Source organism: Dictyoglomus sp. DH, from assembly GCF_055181375.1.
On the sequence record NZ_CM143706.1, the window covers coordinates 400,188 to 420,535 of the forward strand.

General features: G+C 31.9%; 19 protein-coding genes and 1 pseudogene. 10 read left to right on the forward strand and 10 right to left on the reverse strand.

What is annotated here, in order from left to right; all coding sequences use genetic code 11:
* Positions 1 to 9 precede the first annotated feature (9 nt).
* A pseudogene (locus tag ACY3JJ_RS01835) lies at positions 10 to 671 on the reverse strand (iron-containing alcohol dehydrogenase).
* A gap of 254 nt (positions 672 to 925) precedes the next feature.
* Between ACY3JJ_RS01835 and ACY3JJ_RS01840 the strand changes: the two are divergent.
* The 6 genes from ACY3JJ_RS01840 (at position 926) to ACY3JJ_RS01865 (ending at position 7,880) form a co-directional block, all read left to right on the forward strand.
* Positions 926 to 1,912, forward strand: coding sequence for an SIS domain-containing protein (locus ACY3JJ_RS01840; RefSeq protein WP_463092100.1), 987 nt, complete (start codon positions 926 to 928; stop codon positions 1,910 to 1,912).
* A 13-nt stretch (positions 1,913 to 1,925) separates the two neighbouring features.
* The gene (locus ACY3JJ_RS01845; RefSeq protein ID WP_463092101.1) at positions 1,926 to 3,188 is read left to right on the forward strand and encodes an ABC transporter substrate-binding protein; all 1,263 of its coding nucleotides are present in this window, start codon (positions 1,926 to 1,928) and stop codon (positions 3,186 to 3,188) included.
* Between the two features lie 69 nt (positions 3,189 to 3,257).
* A complete protein-coding gene (locus ACY3JJ_RS01850; RefSeq protein WP_463092102.1) occupies positions 3,258 to 4,016 on the forward strand; it encodes a sugar-binding protein in 759 nt (252 codons plus the stop codon).
* Positions 4,017 to 4,086: 70 nt separating this feature from the next.
* Positions 4,087 to 5,649 (forward strand): endo alpha-1,4 polygalactosaminidase, encoded by a 1,563-nt coding sequence (locus ACY3JJ_RS01855; protein WP_463092103.1) that lies wholly within the window; start codon positions 4,087 to 4,089, stop codon positions 5,647 to 5,649.
* Positions 5,650 to 5,665: 16 nt separating this feature from the next.
* On the forward strand, positions 5,666 to 6,631 hold the full coding sequence (locus tag ACY3JJ_RS01860; protein WP_463092104.1) for an N-acetylglucosamine kinase: 966 nt from the start codon (positions 5,666 to 5,668) through the stop codon (positions 6,629 to 6,631).
* On the forward strand, positions 6,624 to 7,880 hold the full coding sequence (locus ACY3JJ_RS01865) for a Gfo/Idh/MocA family protein (RefSeq protein WP_463092105.1): 1,257 nt from the start codon (positions 6,624 to 6,626) through the stop codon (positions 7,878 to 7,880). Before ACY3JJ_RS01860 ends, ACY3JJ_RS01865 begins: the two co-directional genes overlap by 8 nt.
* 31 nt (positions 7,881 to 7,911) lie before the next feature.
* Here the strand turns inward: ACY3JJ_RS01865 and ACY3JJ_RS01870 are convergent, their stop codons facing one another.
* From ACY3JJ_RS01870 to ACY3JJ_RS01890, 5 genes are all read right to left on the reverse strand, one after another.
* The gene (locus ACY3JJ_RS01870) at positions 7,912 to 8,322 is read right to left on the reverse strand and encodes a (2Fe-2S)-binding protein (RefSeq protein WP_463092106.1); all 411 of its coding nucleotides are present in this window, start codon (positions 8,320 to 8,322) and stop codon (positions 7,912 to 7,914) included.
* An 8-nt stretch (positions 8,323 to 8,330) separates the two neighbouring features.
* Positions 8,331 to 9,188, reverse strand: a complete 858-nt coding sequence (rfbD, locus tag ACY3JJ_RS01875; RefSeq protein ID WP_463092107.1) for a dTDP-4-dehydrorhamnose reductase — start codon at positions 9,186 to 9,188, stop codon at positions 8,331 to 8,333.
* Positions 9,185 to 10,300, reverse strand: coding sequence for a hypothetical protein (locus tag ACY3JJ_RS01880; RefSeq protein ID WP_463092108.1), 1,116 nt, complete (start codon positions 10,298 to 10,300; stop codon positions 9,185 to 9,187). The genes rfbD and ACY3JJ_RS01880 overlap by 4 nt, the downstream gene beginning before the upstream one ends.
* 1 nt (position 10,301) lies before the next feature.
* Positions 10,302 to 10,814, reverse strand: coding sequence for a flavodoxin family protein (locus ACY3JJ_RS01885; protein ID WP_463092109.1), 513 nt, complete (start codon positions 10,812 to 10,814; stop codon positions 10,302 to 10,304).
* 67 nt (positions 10,815 to 10,881) lie between these two features.
* Complete coding sequence (locus ACY3JJ_RS01890) at positions 10,882 to 11,322, reverse strand: prepilin-type N-terminal cleavage/methylation domain-containing protein (RefSeq protein WP_463092110.1); 441 nt, start codon at positions 11,320 to 11,322, stop codon at positions 10,882 to 10,884.
* Positions 11,323 to 11,500: 178 nt separating this feature from the next.
* Between ACY3JJ_RS01890 and ACY3JJ_RS01895 the strand changes: the two genes are divergently transcribed.
* Both ACY3JJ_RS01895 and ACY3JJ_RS01900 read left to right on the forward strand, forming a co-directional pair.
* Complete coding sequence (locus ACY3JJ_RS01895) at positions 11,501 to 12,541, forward strand: glycosyltransferase family 2 protein (protein WP_463092111.1); 1,041 nt, start codon at positions 11,501 to 11,503, stop codon at positions 12,539 to 12,541.
* Entirely contained in the window at positions 12,531 to 13,130 is a 600-nt protein-coding gene (locus ACY3JJ_RS01900; RefSeq protein ID WP_463092112.1) for a glycerol-3-phosphate acyltransferase, read from the forward strand. Before ACY3JJ_RS01895 ends, ACY3JJ_RS01900 begins: the two co-directional genes overlap by 11 nt.
* A 1-nt stretch (position 13,131) precedes the next feature.
* Here ACY3JJ_RS01900 and ACY3JJ_RS01905 read toward each other — a convergent pair whose 3' ends face one another.
* Complete coding sequence (locus tag ACY3JJ_RS01905) at positions 13,132 to 13,566, reverse strand: OsmC family protein (protein WP_463092113.1); 435 nt, start codon at positions 13,564 to 13,566, stop codon at positions 13,132 to 13,134.
* Between the two features lie 108 nt (positions 13,567 to 13,674).
* Here ACY3JJ_RS01905 and ACY3JJ_RS01910 point away from each other — a divergent pair, with 108 nt between their 5' ends.
* Both ACY3JJ_RS01910 and ACY3JJ_RS01915 read left to right on the forward strand, forming a co-directional pair.
* Positions 13,675 to 15,339: a lamin tail domain-containing protein gene (locus ACY3JJ_RS01910; protein WP_463092114.1), complete on the forward strand. Its 1,665-nt coding sequence runs from the start codon at positions 13,675 to 13,677 to the stop codon at positions 15,337 to 15,339.
* A gap of 5 nt (positions 15,340 to 15,344) precedes the next feature.
* Positions 15,345 to 16,523: a class I SAM-dependent rRNA methyltransferase gene (locus ACY3JJ_RS01915; RefSeq protein WP_463092616.1), complete on the forward strand. Its 1,179-nt coding sequence runs from the start codon at positions 15,345 to 15,347 to the stop codon at positions 16,521 to 16,523.
* Here the strand turns inward: ACY3JJ_RS01915 and ACY3JJ_RS01920 are convergent.
* From ACY3JJ_RS01920 to ACY3JJ_RS01930, 3 genes are all read right to left on the reverse strand, one after another.
* Positions 16,518 to 17,699, reverse strand: coding sequence for an HD domain-containing phosphohydrolase (locus tag ACY3JJ_RS01920; protein ID WP_463092115.1), 1,182 nt, complete (start codon positions 17,697 to 17,699; stop codon positions 16,518 to 16,520). The genes ACY3JJ_RS01915 and ACY3JJ_RS01920 overlap by 6 nt on opposite strands.
* A 147-nt stretch (positions 17,700 to 17,846) precedes the next feature.
* Positions 17,847 to 18,773 (reverse strand): GGDEF domain-containing protein, encoded by a 927-nt coding sequence (locus tag ACY3JJ_RS01925; RefSeq protein ID WP_463092116.1) that lies wholly within the window; start codon positions 18,771 to 18,773, stop codon positions 17,847 to 17,849.
* Positions 18,770 to 20,332 carry an MBL fold metallo-hydrolase RNA specificity domain-containing protein gene (locus ACY3JJ_RS01930; RefSeq protein WP_463092117.1) on the reverse strand — a complete coding sequence of 521 codons (1,563 nt, stop codon included), beginning with the start codon at positions 20,330 to 20,332 and terminating at the stop codon, positions 18,770 to 18,772. The genes ACY3JJ_RS01925 and ACY3JJ_RS01930 overlap by 4 nt, the downstream gene beginning before the upstream one ends.
* Between the last annotated feature and the right edge of the window lie 16 nt (positions 20,333 to 20,348).

Below are 20,348 nucleotides of genomic sequence, written 5' to 3' on the forward strand. Positions count from 1 at the left end.
TATCCGTTTTTATTGGTATGCTTTTCTTAATATCTCAGTAGTTTCTTCAAAGCTCAATTTATATGGATCCCTTTCAAAAAGTCCTCCCATAGTTTTTATAGCATTATCTGCTAATTTCTCAATTTCATCCCTCCTTATTCCATAGTCAGACATCTTTAAATTGCCTACTCCACATTCTTCTTGTAATTTTTTCCTAGCTTTTACAAAGGCATATGGTCTTTCCTCATAGGGAAGAGAATCTATGTCAACCCCATAGCTTTCGCGAGCTGTATGTATCTTTCTATTAATTTGGAAACAAAAAGCGAATGATGTGCTTCCAAGCTCATAATTAGTCCTTCTAATATATTTACAATGAATCCTTCTAATTTTTCATTGTTCTAAACATTGCTTATAACTTTCCAGGGATCTGTTTCTGTATCTGTACCAGCTGTAGTGGTTATTGTAACTCTTTGTAGGACAGGTTTTTCTGGGTTAGGAAGAATTTTATCAAAAACCACATATTCAATTTTTAAACTCTTTAATATATCAATAAGTCTATCTAAATATCCAAGTTTTTTCATAGAGCCACCTGCAGAGATAACAATAAGGGCTTTTTTCCCTGGTAATTTTTTATTTCTTAATTTTTCTAGACTACCTGGTCCAAAAAGAATTCTTGGAGGAATATGGTAAATAAATTACAAGATTTCTTTCATTTTTTGCACCTCCTTGTTTATTTAATTATGTGATAATTATTTTTAGTAAAAATTATAAACTTAGTGTATTTTTTGTCAATCAAAGAAGAACGTTTGTGATAAATTTATTTTTTGAAAACATTGACAAACTATCAAATACTATCTATAATAATCTAAAAACAATCAATATATGGGTTGTAAATGATCAAAAGTTAAAAAAGAGGTATTAATCCTCAAGATAAAGGAGGTAAAAAATGTCTTTAGTAGAAAAGGAGATAAAAGAACAAGTTGAAATTTTGCCTCTTACCCTTGAATATGTGGAGAATTACCTTGCTAAGGAAAAGATATCATCTTTTATCTTGGAAAATGATCTAATTTATTTTATAGGATGTGGTACATCCTTATATTTAAGCCTTTCTGCTAGTAGATTTTTTACATTAAAAACAGGGAAGGAGACAAAATTTCTTCCTGGAGGAGAAATATATTTTGCATACCATGAGAATATAGGAAATAAATCTTTAAAAAGATCAGCTATTTTAATATCTCGATCAGGAGAATCAACAGAAGTGATTAGAGCAGGAAAAGTTTTTAGAAAAATGAATATTCCAACCTTAGGCATAACTTTGGAACCCGAGAGTTCTTTAACAAAAATATCTGATGTAAGTATAGTACTTCCTTTTAGGGAAGATTCTATTGTGATGACAAAATCTTTCTCTGGAATTCTTTTGTCTTTAGAACTTATTGCAAGTTATATGATGGGAGAAGGTTTTGATACTTATAGAAAGCTTGTGCAAAAGACACCTGAGATTATTCAAAAAATGGAAGAGATAGCTGAAGAGAATCTAAATTTTAAACATTATGTCTTTTTGGGACTTGGAGTGGAAGAGGGAATTGCTAGAGAATCTGCCTTAAAACTGGAAGAAATGTCTCTATCAAAGGTAGAGGCTTATTCTACTTTTGAATATAGACATGGTCCTAAATCACTAGTAGAAGAGGGTTTTTTAGTATCTCTCTTTAGAAGAGGATTAAAAGAAGAAGAAGATCTTATACAAGAATTAGAATCTTATGGAGCAAAGGTTATTACTATTGGGGATAATGGAGATCACATTCCTGTATCTTATTTGCCAGAAAGCATCTTCCTTAAGGTATTATGGGGACAGATTCTTGGCTTAAAGATAGCTTATTATAAGAATATAAATGTGGAAAGTCCAAGAAATCTTTCCAAAGTAGTGAAGTTTTAAAGGGGGTTAAAGAATGAAGAGATTTATTTTTCTATTGATAACTTTGATTTTGATAGGCCTACCTTTATTTGGACAAAGTAAAATAGAGATAGTCTACATGAGGTGGGGAGATCTAAAGGAAATAGAGATAGAGAAAAAGATAGTTGAATTTTTTAACCAATCCCAGAATAAGATCTTTGTAAGATTAGAATCGGCAGCATGGGGAGCTTATTGGCAACAGCTACAAAATAGGATTGCTGCAGGAAATGCTCCTGATGTAATGCTTATAAGTGGAGCCTATTTCATCGACTTGGCCTCAAAAGGTGTATTTTTAGATATTACTGATTGGATGAATAAAGAGATAAATCTAAAAAACTATTATTATACTCCTGAGGTATGTGAATGGAATGGCAAGAAGTATGCTATGGTAAGGGATATTACCATTGGAGGTGTAATGTATTACAACAAAGATTTATTTGACAAGTATAAGGTAAGATATCCTGATTGGACATGGAACTGGAATAAATGGTTGGATGCAGCAAAAAAGTTAACAATAGATGAGAATAAAGATGGAACTCCGGAAATTTGGGGTTTATATATACCAACATGGGGTGAAGGAGGATTGTATCCCATCATATGGAGTGCAGGGGGAGAGATATTAACAAAGGATAGGAGAGCATGTGTAATATACTCAAATCCTAAATCTTTGGAGGGATTAAAGTTCATGTATGATATAAGGTATAAATATAAGGTATGTCCATCAGAGAGTTTTATGCAAGGATTAGCAGACCCATTTATGACAGGGAATTTTGCGATGACCACAGGGATCACATCCTTTATAGTGGGGTATAAGAAATTACCTTTTAGGTGGGGGATAGCACCAATACCAAGTGGTCCAGCGGGTAGGCACATGACAGTAAACCAGTTATCCTTAGCCATATACTCGAAGTCGAAATATCCCAGGGAGGCATGGGAGTTTATAAAGTTTGCGGTAGGACCGAAAGGGCAGGAGATAATGGGTAAAGGGTATCAGGCCATACCAGCATTGAAGACAAAGACGAGGGTATATTTTGATGAGGAGAATATAAGGCCGGCGTTAAAGATATTTGAGTTATATGAGAAAGGACAATTAAAGTCATTAAATTTTACTCCATCCTGGCTTGAGTGGAACAATATGTTGGAGACCACCTTAGGATATGCATGGCAAGGGAGGGTAGATATAGAGAAAGCAGCTAAGACAGCAGAAGAAAGAGTAAACAAAATATTAAAAGAAGCTTGGGATAAGTTAAATAAGTAGGGGGTGATAAAAAAATATTTAAAATTTCTATTTTCAATACTATTTAAGAAATATAGGAGGTGTTTTTAAATGAAAAGGTCTTTAGTGATTTCCTTAATTCTTCTTATGGTGGTGAGTATATCCTTTGGTGAAGATATAAAATTAAGACAGGGAACATGGACCCATTATGCTCCTTATGTAACTACACCACCTAAGGTAGACGGAGATGTTTCAGTTTCTGAATATTTCTTATCTCCAAGATATTATGTGGGATTAAAGCAAGATGTAGATTATATTCCCGAAAATTGGAAAGGACCCGATGATCTATCAGTAGTATATTACATGGTATGGGATAAGAATTACCTTTATATTGGAGCTATAGTAAAGGATGAAAGTATTGTACAGCTTGCTACTGGTGAAAATATTTGGCAGGGAGACCACTTAGAGCTCTGGTTTGATACTGATCTTCAAGGAGATTTTGAAGATAAGAATAACAATAAAGACGATTTTCAATTGGGAATAAGCCCTGGAGATTTTGATCTTTTAGATCCTGAAGTTTGGGTATGGACTCCACCTGTTCTTACAGAAGATGTTAAAAAAGTACAACTTGTTGCAAAGAAGATAGATGGAGGATATACCTTGGAATTTGCGATTCCATGGACATTATTAAAGGTAAAACCTGAGCCTAATCTTCTTATGGGATTTGCATTCTCTCCTAGCGATACTGATACTCCTGGTAAGTTAGATCAGGAAATGATGATGAGTTCTGCTCCTGGATCAAGTCCTAACTGGGGTAATCCAACTTTCTGGGGTAACTTAATTTTAGTAGATCCATTGGAAAAGTTCTAACGAAATAAATTTAATGGGGATAAGGGGGAATTCTCCTTATCCCCTTTTTATTTAAAAGAGGTGAGAATTTATGAGGAGGTTTTCAAGATTTTTTTTAGTATTATTTTTACTCCTTATTCTTTTGTATATAGAAAATGATATTTGGGCTGATAATGGTTTAAGAAAGAATCCCTTGAAGGATATAAAGAATTTTGTGTTCTTTTACGGTAAAGGCAATGTGGATAAATTAGAGAAATATGATCTTGTAGTAATACAAGATTATACCCTTACAAAGGAGGAAGTACAATATTTAAGAAGTAAGGGAATAAAGGTAGTAGTATATGTTACTATTGGTGAATCAGATGTGGATCCAAATACTATCGGTATACCCAAAAATTGTGTTCTTGGGAAAAATGAAAACTGGAACTCATGGTTTATTGATGCAAGGTGTGATTTTTGGCAAAATCTTGTATTGAATAAGATGAAAAATTTAATCAATGAAAAAGAATATGATGGCTTTTTCTTAGACACCTTAGATACAGCAGTTATTTATCCAGACACAAGACCTGGAATGGTAAACCTGGTGAAAAGGATAAGAGATACTTTTCCTAATGCTATTTTAATACAAAATAGAGGGTTTCAACTTCTTGAAAATACAGGAAAATATATAGATGCAGTTTTATGGGAAGATTTTGCTAGTGGGTATAATTTTGTTTCAGGAAAATATGAGAAAAATGTCATATTAGATGCTTTAGTAAAAAAGCAAAAGGATCTTGCAGAAAAATATGGGTATATTATATTAGCTTTAGATTATAGTGAAGAAGATGATATAGATCTTATCAATTATATTAAGAATCAATGGCAAAAATACGGTATTTTAGGTGCAATTACTGATTTATACATTTCAAAAATATATGATTTAAGTAAACCTGTTAAACCAAGGGAATATACTACAGATAATATAGATCAATTAGTAATTATGGGAAAAAATGATAAGAATTATATATATGGGGATGGATGGAAAGATTTGGAAAATATTTATGGTACTTTTGCAAGAAAGTGTGAGGGGTGGAGCGCAGGAGTAATTTTGACTTTTAAAGAGAAAAAGGACTCCATATTCTATGTTACTATTTATGATGGAGGAGTACAGGATTTGGCATTAAAAATAACAACATATAATGGACAAAACTGGCCATTTATTGCCTCCATACCTGTTGGAGATAGTGAGGTCTTTAAAACTTACGAGGTAAAAATAAAGAAGGAAGAAATGTATGATAATGATCATGATGTTCCTTTTATACAGCAAAAGTTTGGTTTTCAAGGAGCAAGAGTACTTTTTATAGGTTATCCAAATAAGCCAGAAATTCATTTTGGAAAATATGAAATCACAAAAAAGAAAGATAGAATATATTTTAGAATAGGAAATGCCGGACTCTTATCTGCAAAAAATGTGGAAGTTTGGGTTCTTGATTCTAATAATAATGTTTTGGAAAAATTCTTTGTGGATGAATTAAAACCTAATGAAGTTAAAGAGATAGAATATAAATTTCCTAAAGGGATTGATATATCCGAACTATATTTAAAGGCAGATCCTGATAATAAAATAGGGGAGATAATTGAAGAAAATAATATATTAAAGGTAAGTATAAAATAGAGGGGTAGGTTTAAGTATGTATTATCTTGGAGTTGATGGAGGAGGTACAAAAACCTTAGCTTGTATTGTAGATGATAAGGGTAAGCTTGTATTTAAAAATATTTCGGGGCCTACCAATATATTAGAAAATAGGGAAGTGATTTTTAGGAAAAACATAAGGGAACTTTTAACTCCAATATTGAGTGAAATAAAACCAGAAGAGACTATATCTTGTTTTGGACTTCCTGCGGTTGGTGAATTTAGAGATGATATAAAAATGTTAAGAAAGATAATAAAAGAAGAGGTACAAATTGAGCCTAATTTTATTGTAAATGATGTAGTAGTAGGTTGGGCTGGTGGGAATTTAGCAAGGGAAGGAATCCATTTAGTGGCAGGAACAGGAACTATTGCTTACGGAAGAAAAGGAAATAGAGAAGTAAGAGTAAGTGGATGGGGAAGTATTATCGGAGATGAGGGAAGTGCCTATTATATAGGGGTAGAAACTCTGAGGGAAGTAAGTAAAGAACTTGATGGAAGGTCTAAAAAGTCATTACTTTCCATAATGCTATTTGAAGAATTAGGTCTAAAAGATACTTTAGATTTTATCAACTTTATATATGATCCTAATAAGGATAAAAGGTCAGAGATAGCATCAGTAGCAAAGATTACCTATGAGATAGCTTTAAAAGGAGAGAAAAAGGCTATAAAAATATTGAAGGAGTCTGCAAAGGAATTAGTTTTAACAGTGGTTACAGTAAAGAAGAAGTTAAGACTTATGTATCCAGTTGTAACATATAGTGGAAGTGTAATTGAAAAGAATGAAATTATGAGGACAGAATTTATAAAGGCCCTTCATGAAGAAGGATACAAGGTAAGACCTCCCCAACTTTCTCCAGTCCTTGGAGCTATTGTTTATGCCTATGTTAACTATCATGGATATTATCCTGATAATAGTTTTATTGAGAATCTAAAGAAGATAGAAAGGAGTGAGGAAAATGGATAAGGTGAGTGTAATAATGATAGGAGCTGGAAATAGAGGCTATGAAGCCTATGGAAAGATAGTTTTGAAAAGACCTGATATAAAGGTTGTAGCGGTAGCGGAACCAAATGATATAAGAAGGGAAAGGTTTGCAAGAGAACATAATATACCTAAGGAATTTCAATTTAAAAGTTGGGAAGAGGTGTTTGAGAGAGAAAAATTTGCTGATGGAGTAATAATAACAACCATGGATAGAATGCATGTAGCACCAGCAAAGAGTGCTATAAAGAAGGGATATAAAGTACTTCTTGAGAAACCAATTGGAGTAAATATGGAGGAGATTAAAGATCTTTATGGAGAGACAAAAAAATATAATGCAAGTATAACTGTAGCCCATGTTTTAAGATATACTCCCTTTTTTCAAAAGTTGCGGGAGCTTTTGAAGAAAAAGGTAATCGGAGATCTTGTGGGTATTAATCTTGTGGAGAATATTGGATTTTTCCATTTTGCCCATAGTTTTGTAAGGGGAAATTGGAGAAATAAAGATACATCAGCTCCTTCTATTCTTGCTAAAAGTTGTCATGATTTAGATATTCTTCTCTTTTTAGTGGGAGAAAAGGTTAAGTATTTATCATCCTATGGAGAATTGGTGCATTTTAGGAAGGATAAAGCTCCTTCTGGAGCAGTAGAAAGGTGTTTAGATTGTAAGATTGATGATTGTCCTTATGATGCTAAGAAAATTTATCTTGTAGATTATACAGGTTGGCCTGTTTCTGTGATATCTGAAGATTTATCGTTAGAAGGAAGGCTTAAAGCCTTAAGAGAAGGTCCCTATGGAAGGTGTGTTTATTTCTCTGATAATAATGTGGTAGACCATCAAGTTGTTTCGTTAAAATTTGAAAATTCCATATATGCAACCTTTACCATGACAGCATTTACAGAGAAAATTACAAGAAAAATTAATATTTATGGAACTCATGGAGAGATTTATGGGGATTTAGATAATAATGTTATTGAAGTGAAGTATTTTGGGAAAGGTGAAGAATTGATAAATCTCAATTTACCCTTTAAAGATATGTTAGGACATGGTGGTGGAGACGAGGGAATTATAGATGAATTTGTTAAAGCATTAAAGGGAGAGGTAAAAAATACATTAGCAAACATAGAAGAGTCTATTGAAAGCCATCTTATGGCTTTTTCTGCTGAGGAGGCCAGATTAAATAATAAAATCATTGATATGGATCTAGTAAGATCAGATTTTTATGACATTTAAAAATAAGGAAATAATGTTTAGTTATTCTATCTTATTTTAAAGAAATTCTTATACAAAAATTAAATAGATTACTACAGCACCTTCCTGTAGGATTTTTATATAGACACATACCACCTTCTTTTTTATTGAGATAATTTTTTATCTCTCTAATAGATCTGTATCCTTCTTTTACAGCCTCTTTTATTTCCTTTAAAGTTATATCTGCACAGTAGCAGATTGGGACATTTTCTTTATTTTCCTCCTTAAACCATATAGGTACTGTGATGTCTTTCTTATATAGAATATTTTCGTTAGAGAAATAGGCTAATTTGCAATTTGGATTTGTACATATATACCATTGAGTTTTGTTATTAAAAGTTCTATTAGTTAGACTTTCTACAGTTCTATAATCTACCTCTAAACTTGGATTTCCACATATAGGACATACCATTAGTTCTGCCATTTTTATACTTATCCTCCTTTTGCTTTTAAGATGTTTTCAATTGCTTTTTTTAAGGATTCTTCATAGTAAGGCATATCATCCATATTATAAAGCTCTAATATATAGTTTCTTAATACAGAGTATAGTGGCCTTTTAGCAGGTGCTTTAAAGTTTTCTGGAGTAAGTGGAATAATCTTGTCTTTTGAAAAGCCCGCTATTTCTGCCACTTTACATGCAAAGTCATATCTTGTAATGGTTCCTTTGTTGACAATATGATATGTACCGAAAAGTTGGGTATAGGAAAGCTCTTTTACTTTTCTTACTAAGTCTTTTGCATAGGTACAAGATGCAAAATGATAATTACTGAGATGAACTTCTCTTTCTTCTTTTAAGGTATTATATATCTGGGTTAGAGCATTATTTCCATATTCACCGAATACATAAGAAGTTCTTATGATGAAATATTTTTTACAAAATTCTCTTGTAAAAATCTCTCCATATAATTTTGTTTTTTCGTAGGTATTTATAGGATTTGGTGGGTCAAATTCTGTGTATGGGATATCTTTGTCTCCTGAGAAAACATAATCAGTACTTATATAAATAAAAGGTATATCTAAAATAGCACAAGCAATGGCTAAATGTTTAGTACCTATGGCGTTTACTTTCCATGCTTTTTCTTTATCTTCCTCACATATATCTGGAGACCTTATGGCTGCAGGATGTATTACTAAGTCTGGTTTTATTTTTATAATTTTATCAATTGTATCCTTATCTTCTATATTCATATCTTGATGACTTATGGGAATTATTTCCTCTTCCTCAAATTCTTTTATAAAGTAACTTCCTAAAAACCCTTTGCTTCCTGTTATTAATACTTTTCTTTTCATACTCTTTCCCATCCAATCTTTTCCAATTTACTTATAAGATCTTCCTCATCCCCTAAGAGGATTATGAAGTGGTTACCAATGGGATTTTTTAAGAATTTTTCATCTTTTATCCTTACAGATATTTGAGTTCTGCACATATCATTTTCCCAAGATTTTTCTACTACTTCTCCAGTAAATACAGTAAATTTATGATTTTTCCCAAGTCTTAATATGGTAATTTTGTCTGTTTTTATATGTCCTTCTATACCTACACTGCTCAAGGTTTCAAAATGGATGTTAAGATTAAAATATTCAGGAATATTCACTGCGATGGTACAGTGAGCAAAAGTATATGTATCATCATCTATTCTTGCCAAATTAACCATGAATGGTGTTTTTCCAGTTAATTTATAGGAAAATAGCATGGTAGCAAGAGCTTCTGTATCTCCTTCACAACTTGCTATAATTCCCTCCGCATTCAGTAAAGATAAGGCAAGACATCCTGTAATTTTAAGGTTTATAGCAAGATCAAAACATCTTATTGTAAGGGCAATTAGGTCGTATTTTCGGATAATTTTCTTTAAGGCTGAATAAATTTTGGTTGCTTTTATCAGTTCTTTAAAAGATATCTTTTTTTCTTTTGATAAGTTCCATATTTTATTGGCAAGTTCTGTGTCTTCTTCCATGTTTTCTTCTACCTCGGTAAGGGAAATTTCTATGATATTTAATCCTAACTCTTTCAATATATCGTAATTTCCACTTTTTATTAGCCAATCACTTGGTTTTCCTATGATCCCTATTTTTTTATTTTTTATCTCATCAAGGGTTTTTAAAATTTTCATGGTCTTTTCTTCGGGATTTGGAATTAATATGGTTTTTATTCCCTTTTCTTTAGTATATGCCTGTATCTCTAAACTTGCAGCTAAGCCGTTAAAAGTACCAAAAGGAAGTAGATAAAGGCCATCTTTTAAATAAGGTATAGACAGCTCTTCAGTTCCTCCTGTAAGTAATATTAAAGCATCTGGATTTTCACTTTCTTCTAAAGTGATATATTTTCCAAAGTATTCTTTTGCTTCTCTTAATTTATTTTCCACATCATAGGCTATTGGACTTAGTAAAAATTTAACCTTCATTTTATTTCTCCTTTCCACAACTTATCATCTTTACATATTCTGCCATCTGTTTACCAAGAAGCCTACAGGCTTTCTGTTCTGCTTCCTTTGGATATCCAACAGAGACAGCCCCGTAATGGGCTGTGACACCTGGGGCTGAGTAGTCTGGGAGTCCAAATACTAAGTATCCATAATTCATAAGAATTGTTAATATGGAATAGAGAGTAGCTTCGTTGCCTCCTCCAAGTCCTCCTGAAGAGGAAAAGGCCGCTCCAATTTTCCCTTTTACTTTTCCCCATGCTACGCTAACACTTTCATCAAAGAATTTTTTAAGTTTCCATGTAAGGGTACCACAATAAGCTGGAGATCCAACTATAATTCCATCGTAATTTAAAAGATCTTCAGGTTTTGCTTCATCTACGTGCTTTAGAGTAACCTCAACTCCTTCTACTTCTTTTACTCCTTTTTCCACTTCTTCTGCCATCTTTTTTGTATTACCAGAAACACTATCATAAAGGATTAATACCTTGGGCACAAAAATCCCTCCTTATATTCGAAATATCTATCTATTTAGTTATCTTACTATACTTTTGGGTTTTTAATCAACGAGAGTAATAAGTAAGGGCGTAATTTTTAGCAGGGTTATCAGTCCTGTAATATATATGATGATAATTATTAGTACTTTCTATCCAGTCCCAAATAGTATCCCAGTCAGTATAATAATCCTGCCAAAAGATTACATTGTATGGTTTATTGTTATATGGGCATATTAAGGGTTCTGAAAAATATTGAGGATTATTAAAAAAATAGGTTGTAAAGGCCCAGGCATCTCCAGTAGGATCAGATCCTCCATCGGGATAGACGCCATTTTTTAAATAATATAATTCTAAGGATGTTTTTATAATTCTCATGTTCTCGAGTTGAGCATTTCTTTTGGCTTGTTTTATGGCATCAAAATATAATGGAATTGCTATGGCAACCAAAATAGCAATGATAGAAATGGCAATTAGGAGCTCCAATAAATTAAAACCCCTTGCCTTCATGTTATCAATTTTATAATAATTATAAAAATATTTCAATCTCACCATAATTTAAGATCTTCATCTCTGGAGTTAGCATCATGGATTTTTATACGTACACACCAATGCTTGCACATTCTGAGTTTGTTTCATCATTGATATATTGTATTCTCCTTCTTTTTTGTTTTATAATATTTTTGAAATGAGGGGTATGCTTTATCTCTTCTCATGGGTGATAGGTTGGTTATACTATAAGACTCTTAAATTTCTTAAGAGGGAAGGGTTAAATTCAAAACACTATAAGATCTCTGTTATAATCCCTGCAAGAAATGAAGAAAGAAATCTTCCCAAGCTTCTTTCTCTTCTTGAGAGACAAACATACAGACCTTATGAAATAATAGTTGTAAATGATAATTCTGAGGATAATACAGAAGAGGTAGCAAGAAAGTTTAATGTAAAGGTAGTATCTTTAAATGAGGAGCCACCTGCAGGATGGGTAGGAAAGAATTGGGCAATATGGAATGGATATTTAGAGTCAAGAGGAGATCTGCTTTTATTTCTTGATGCTGATGTAGAGCCAAGAGAAGATTTTATAGAAGTGCTTTTAACAAGTTATGAAAAATATAAAGGATTGGTATCTTGTTGGCCTTATCAAAGATTTGAAAGGTTTTATGAGCATTTGAATTTTATATTTAATCTTGGGGTGGTTATTACTATGTCTACCTTGGGAAAAGAAGGTGCTTATGGACCAGTAATGCTTATATCCAGGAAAGATTATGAGAAAGTTGGGGGACATTTAGAGATAAAAGATAAAGTAGTGGAAGATTTTTATTTTGGTAATCTTTGTATGAAAAAGGGAATAAGTGTTACAAATCTTCTTGGAGGGGAGCATGTAAAATTTAGGATGTATCCTGGAGGTTTTTGGGATTTATTGGAGGGATTTACAAAGAATACTTCTCAAACTATAGCTTCTTTGAGTATTAAGAAGGTTTTATATCTTTTAGCCTGGTTTTATGGAATTTTAGGAAGTTCTTTTTATGATGGTATTTTTAATATTTTTTATCTACTTTTTGTTTTTCAGCTCTTTATATTTACAAGAAAACTTGGAGATTATAACATTTTAGATTCCTTTCTTTATCCTTTACATTTTCTTTTCTTTGTCTTCGTACTTATCTACTCAACAGTAAAGGGATCCTTTTTAAAATCTGTTTCCTGGAAGGGGAGAAAAATAAATGTGGGATAGTTTAATAATAATTTTTCTTCAATTTCTCTCAGGATCTATGATGTATTCCTATTTTATAGCTAAGCTTCTCAATATAGATTTAAAAAAGGTAAGAGATGGGAATCCTGGAGCATATAATCTATGGATATCTACTAATTGGAAAATTGGAATATTAGGAGTACTTCTTGATTATCTTAAAGGTATGTTTCCTCTCTTTTGGTTTATAAGATATAGGGATCTAAAAGATAGATTTGTAATTACTACCGCTGCTTTGGCAGGAATACTGGGTCATGTTTTTTCTCCCTTTCTTGGAGGAAGAGGAGGAAAGGCTATTTCAGTTTCTTTTGGGGCTTGGACAGTAGTAACTGGTCTACAAGGGCCAATCTTTTTGGGTCTTTCAATGTTTATATTTAATCTAGCAAAATGGCATGGAGCATCCCCCGAGGAGGATGCTGTCAAGGTATTTTATGGTTTTTTGTGTTTGATTCCATTTGTAATTTACAAGGTTCTTACTGGAGATATTTATATCTTATATTTCTTTTTGGTCAATTTTATTATTATCATTTATACCCATAGAAGGGAACTTTATAAGGTTCTTGTTAGTGCTTAAATTATTCTAAGGATATCTTTAGATTTACAGGATTCTTAATGATATCCGAGACAGGACATCTTCTTTCTACTTCTTTCATAAGCTCTTCAATTTTTGCCTTGTCTACGGGAGCTTCAATCTTAACCCTTATTCTTACTTCATCATATCCTGCTCTTATATTGGGATCTCCCATAAATCCTCTTGGATCAAGATCACCTTCTGTATGAATCTCTACATTCTGGAGAGGGATATTTTTCTCTTTAGCTATTACCTGAATTACAATTCCTAAGCATCCAATTAGGGCTGCTAATACTACTTCTACTGGGTTTGGAGCAGTGTCTTCACCTCCAAGGGAAGGTGGTTCATCCATGTTAATGATGAATTTATCCCTAATTTTTGCCTCTACTTTGAGGTTACCAAGCCATTTTCCCTCAGCCTTAAAAGTAATTTTTCCCATTACTATATACCTCCTTCTTAATTTTAACTTCTATTATTCTAACATCTCCTACTAAAAAGTAAATATTTAATAGTTTAATTCATAAAATCCTTGATGTATAATATTAACATGAGAAATAAGGGGTTGACTTTCATAGAGGTAATGGTAGCAATCTTTATCTTAGGACTTATTGTCCTATTCCTTTCAAATTTATTCACCAAAAGCCTGGATTTATTCTTTGGGAAATCAGAAGAAAATGAAATATTTTCTAATGCTCAGATAATTCTGGATAGACTTGCCAGGGATATAAGGCAGGGAAGGGAAATCTTATATATGAGTACCAATACTCTTACTATAAATCTTAGTACAGGTGTGACTCATACATACTCCATAGTAGTAGGTGCTGATGGTAAAAAATATTTTGCCCTTGATGGACAGATTCTTGCAGGACCTATTGAGAACATAACTTTTACAGGTACAAGGCTTGATAATACTTATACTTCCAATCTTCGTGAAATAAGGTTCATTATATTTACCTTAACTATGACAAATGGAATAAAGTATTCAAGCAATGTGGGATTGAGGGCAGATTTACCAACAAATTTGGGCGGAGTTGTGATAACAGAGATAATGTATGTTCCTCCTACAAAGGATAAATTAGGGAATAATATTGTAACAGCAGATCTTCAGTTCGTTGTAATTTACAATAATACTCAAAATCCTGTTGATCTGAGGGGATGGAGTATTAATGGAAATCTATTTTCAGTATCAGTAAACAATACGTGGACTTTATTACCAGGAAAGTCTGCTGTTATAGGAACAAGGAACTCTAATTTAATCAATTCTTATTATTTCCCTTTACCAGAATATGCTATTTATATAAAGACAAATAGTTCTGGACTTGGAAATGGTGGATCAATTTTAAATAGTAGTGGAGATACTGTTGTAATAAAAGATAGTTTTGGAAGAATTGTTGACCAAATAAGTTTTACATCTTCTTGGGGTGGTCAACCTGGAAGTACCTCAGGACAATTTAGAGTATGGTATTCCATGGTTAGAAATTCTCTTTCTTTGCCAACACAAGATGCATCTAATTGGACAAACTCTTCTAATTTAAATTATATAACCTTCCAAGGAAATGTAGCGTATGTAGCATATTGCCTTATGCCTAAATTAGTAATATCTGAGATTATGTATTATCCTTCTCCTTGTACCATACAAAGGTGGAATACATCAGATCAAAGAATGATGGAATATATTGAGGTCCACAATCCCACGTATTCTACTATATCTGTTGCATATGTAAATTGGTTTAATAACTATGCTGTATATACTTCTTCGAATCCTATTATGAGCCTTGTAAGTGGAACATGGACTCTTATACCTGGAGGGTATATGGTGGTTAGTGGAACTTCTGCAAATATTTTGGATTGGTATGGGTTATCTGGTATAAATTATGCTAAAGTTTCAAATAATGGATTAGGACCATCTTTTGGTGAACTACCTAACGATTCTTATACTTTAACTTTATTAGAGAATCGAAACATTAGTGATAGAGTTATTCGGGTATGTGATGTATATTACAACTCCTCGATGGGCGGTCAACCTGTTCTTGATGGTAATACAGAGAAGTATTATTCTTTGGAATTAAAAAATGTTGGTCTCTTAGGTCTTTTATATGATACTTCCAATTTTGCATCTTCTACTAAGTTGTGTTATAGTGTCCAAGGATATGATGGAAAATTTTATTATATTTATGCAACGCCTGGATCAAAAAATTCTGTTTCTCCATGAAAGAGATTAAGAAGGTTATTCTTAAAAAGGGTGTTCATACAAAGATTGTAAGGGGTAATCCATGGATTTATGACAATGAGATCTCTAAGATTTTAGGGGAGATAAATCCTGGAGATATAGTAGATGTTTATGATAATAGTAATAGTTTTATCGGTAGGGGATATATAAATCCTAACTCAAAGATAAGAATAAGAATACTCACAAGAAAAGAAGAAGAAATAGATAAAGATTTTTTTAGAGAGAGAGTTATTAGGGCATGGGAATACCGAAAAAAAGTTGTAGATACGTCATCTTGTAGAGTGGTTTTTGCTGAATCTGATTTTCTTCCAGGCCTTATTGTGGATAAATTTGAGGATATTCTTGTTATACAAACATTAACCCTTGGAATTGATAGATTTAAGGAGATAATAGTTGAAGTATTAGATGAAATCTTTAATCCTCGGGGAATATATGAAAGAAACGATGTGCCTGTAAGAGAGATAGAGGGACTTCCTCAAATAAAGGGTCCTATAAAGGGAGATTTTGATCCTAAAGTAATAATTAATGAAAATGAAGTAAAGATATTGGTAGATGTAGAGGATGGTCAGAAGACAGGATATTTTTTGGATCAGAGAGAAAATAGAAGGGCTTTAAAAGGTTTGGTAGATGGAGCAGAGGTCCTTGATGTATTTTGTTATACAGGGTCTTTTTCTCTTCATGCTTTAAAATATGGAGCTAAAAGAGTTTTAGCTGTAGATTCTTCCCAAACAGCTCTTGAGATAGCTAAAGAAAATGCTAAGTTAAATGGATTTTTAAATAAGATAGAATTTGTTGAAGAGAATGCTTTTGATCTTTTAAAGACCTTTCATAAGGAAGGTAGAAGCTTTGATGTAGTAATTCTTGATCCTCCTGCCTTTGCAAAATCTCAGAGGACTCTTGATAATGCTTTGAGAGGGTATAAGGAGATTAATCTTAGGGCAATGAAGATTATAAAAGATGGAGGTTTTTTAATAACTTGTTCATGTTCTCAACACGTAACACCAGAAGTATTTCAAAAAATAATTGAATCTGCAAGTATTGATGCAAACAGAATTTTAAGACTTGTAGAGTTTAGATATCAAGCAAAAGATCATCCTATCCTTTTTACCCATCCAGAGTCGTTATATCTTAAATGTGGAATATACCAGGTTTTAAAAAAATTATAGCTTTATCACAGAGGAAACTTCTTCTTTATTTTCTAATATTATGGAAAAGATTTCCTTGTCTATATATTTTTCAGTAGCTAATTTCTTCATATAACTTAATACTTTATTTTCTGAAAGTCCCAATCTATAGGGTCTATTTTCTAAGAGGGCTGAATAAATATCAGATATAGTGATTATCCTTGCAGGAATTGGGATACTCTCTCCTGATACTCTAAAAGGATAACCTTTTCCATTTAATTTTTCATGGTGATATGAAGCCCATATAGTAATATCTTCATATGGAAGCCCCTTTTTAAGGGTAAGATAGGTTTTAAAAGGATGTACTTTAATATAATCGATATCTTTTTTAGATAATTTTTCCTGCTTTAAAAGTATGGAAGAGGGTAATGCTACCTTTCCTATGTCATGTAGATATCCTGCTATTTTTATTTTCTTAATCATTTCTGAATCGTAGCCTAATTTTTCTGATAAATAGGAGGTAGCATTGGTTACATTTCTTGAATGTCTAACCTGAATCTTACTTCTATAGTCTACGATTCTTGCTACAGCTTTCGAAAGTAGTAAAAGACCATCTATATCTAATTTTAAATCACAGGAGAAATCTTCAGGAGATGGAGTATTATAATTTACCTCAAACCAAAAAGATTCCTTATTAGATAGGGATAAGAAAGCCTCCATTACATCTTTGTTAAATAATTTTTCTCCTTCTTCCTTTACCCTTTTGATAATCTTGTTTTTTTCCTTTAATATGTATTTTTGCTTATTTAATTTATGATCTATAAATTCAGCAAGAAATAAGATTTGGCTCTCTATAGGTACAGGTTCTTCTTTATATATATTTCCTTTCCCAAAATCCCATGCTATATGGTGATATTTTATGATTTTGGAAATATTTTCTAAGAAGGGTATATCAGATATAAAAAGGCTTCCTTTCAAGGCATGCTCGTCTATCTCTTTGGAAGAGTTTTTAAAATTATTGTTACCATTTCCAGCATCGTGTAAAAGAGCAGATATTATTAGGTTATATTTCTCCTTTTCTGATAAATTCAGTTTATCTGCTATGAAGAAAGAAATGTTAGCTACCCGAGAGGAATGTCTCCTTTTTTCAGGTACCTGATTATCTAAGTTTTCAGAAAAAGCAAGCAAAAATCCAAGTAGTGATACTTTTCCTTCCATAATCTCCAAAATTTTAACACAATCTAAATTTTTTTGTCAAAAAAAACTTTTGTTAAATTATTTAAAAAATTTTTTAAACAGGTTAAGCCTTATAATTTCTATCTTTTTACAAATTTTACCCCAAAAAGTTGATTTTTATTTTATTTTTTATTTAACAATAACTCTATCTTTCCCTTCTTTTTTGGCTTGATACATTAATTTATCTGCTCTTTCTATAATTTTCTCCTTATTATCATCTTCCTTTACTAAGGTTCCTCCTATGGATACGGTGACATTTAGAATTTTTTCTTCCAAATGTATATGTGAATTTTTTACTAAGATTCTTAATTTTTCAGCAAGCTGATATAAAATATCCTTTTTTTCCAAATCAGAATATACCACAATAAATTCTTCTCCCCCATATCTTCCTACCATATCTGTAGCTCTTATATTATTTTTTAACGTTTCAGCAACGGTTTTTAATACCATATCTCCTATTCTATGTCCATAAGTATCATTAATTTTCTTAAAATCATCTATATCTATAAAAAGTACTCCAAAGATATGATGATATTTTTGGAATTCATTTATTTTCAAATCTAAATAGTAATCTAAGAATCTTCGGTTGGGAATTTCTGTAAGTTCATCCATATAAGTTTTTCGATAAAGTTCACTTACCATTTTCTTTAAATGTAAAGTTTCTGAAGTCTCTCTGAAAATTTCAACTGCCCCTATAATTTCCCCATTCTTAGCTTTTATGGGATTTACACTTACAAGTACTGGTAATCTTACTCCGTCCTTACGATGAAGAAAAACTTGTTTTTCTACAATTTTATCTTCTTTTATAGCATAAACTAAGGGACACTCTGAAAGACATAGCTCATTTCCCTTTTCATCTATATGTCTTAGGATATTATCATGGCAGTATTTTCCTATAATTTCTTTCTTTTTGTATCCTGTAATTTTTTCTGCCGATTTGTTCCAATATATGATTTTTCTATTAGTATCTACAAAATAAATACCATCAGTAATATGCTCTAACAATTTTTTGTAAAAATTTTTAGGAATAATTTTGACTTTATCCTTCTCGTTCATATGATTGTTATAGTCTCTCCTTTCTTTGGGTAAATTACTTTACAAAAATCCTTAAATTGATCAAAAAAGTCTATATTTTTATCCTTTTCTGTGTGTATAGGTATTAAATATTCTGGTTTTGCATAGTTAACAAGCTTTATTATTCCATCACCATGAATGTGTCCACTAGCGTGAAAAGGAGATTCTTCTCTTTTTTCTACCAAGTTTCCCCTTATCTCTATGTGGAAGTAATTTAACCAATTTTCTATCTTTTTTTGATCTATTTTCATCTCTTCATTAAAAGCTTCACTGGAGGAAAATATATAGGTACCCCCATTAGGTAATATGTCAAGTAAAATATGAAAGTCATAGTAAGACATACAGAGGATAAAATCATCAGGATTGTTTCTTATTTCTTTTGCGGAGATTCCTTTTCCTTGTATATCATATCTATCTAAGAGATTCTCTTCCCACGTTTCATAGGAGCCTTTGGGTTTTTTGTAAAAGGTTATGTACTCATCTTCTTTAGGATCAGGATATCCAACCAAGGATAGAGCTTCCAAGAGATATATATCCTTTAGGGTTAATACAAGTCTTCTTCCTACCTCTTTTGCTATTTCCAGAAAACTCATTAATCGATCAATATTTCTTGCTCCAAAATCAGCAATTATATATCCTTTTGAGTTTTTAACAATGTGATAGATATTTTCTTTAACATCTTCTTCAGTATATAGGTGATCTACTTTTGGATGTGTACCTTCACATATTAGGACTTTTATTGATATTTCCTTTAATTTTTCAATAAATTTTTCTGAATGATATTTGTTTCTTCCATGTAATCTCAGATCTCCTGTATATACAACCCAGCCTATTTTTGTATTTATGGCAAAACTTACTGCTCCCGGTATAGAGTGGTCTACAGGAAAGGCAATAATCTCAAAAGGACCTATCTTATAAGTTTCATGGTCTATTATCTTAATTGGTTTATCTACTATATCAATGTTTTTTTGGCCCTTTCTTTCAAGCTTATTCCAAAACTCTTCTATCTTAGATATTGCTCCGTTGCCAAAGGTAATATATGGTCTTTTTATAAATTTGTTTCTTTCTGTTTTTAAGATTCCGTTTTCTTGGGTTTTTCTCCTTACTAAGCATAGATCAGATATTATTCTACTTGTGTCCTCTAAGCTTTTCATAATAAGGGATGATATTAGGGATGTAATAATAGGTATATCCTCATGGAGATAGGAAAGGTATCCTACGTGATCTAAGTGGGCATGGGATATAAGGATGGCTATAGGATTTATTTCCCGATGCCATGGATGATTTTTAAAGTTTTCCCAAATTTCTGGGATTGTTAAATCTTTTCTATATATTCCTTCCAAAGGGGGTATAAGATTTAGATTGTAAAGATCATAAATTCCAAAATAACTTCTTGGTCTTAAGAATTCGTCAAAGTAATTATTCTCTTCATTGAAATTAATACCAAAATCTAAAATAAGAGCATATTCATCCTCTTCTAAAAGTATTTTGTTACCTCCTATACAATTTACCCCATCAAAGAAAGTGAGCTTCAAGGTCATGTTTTATTTTATCATA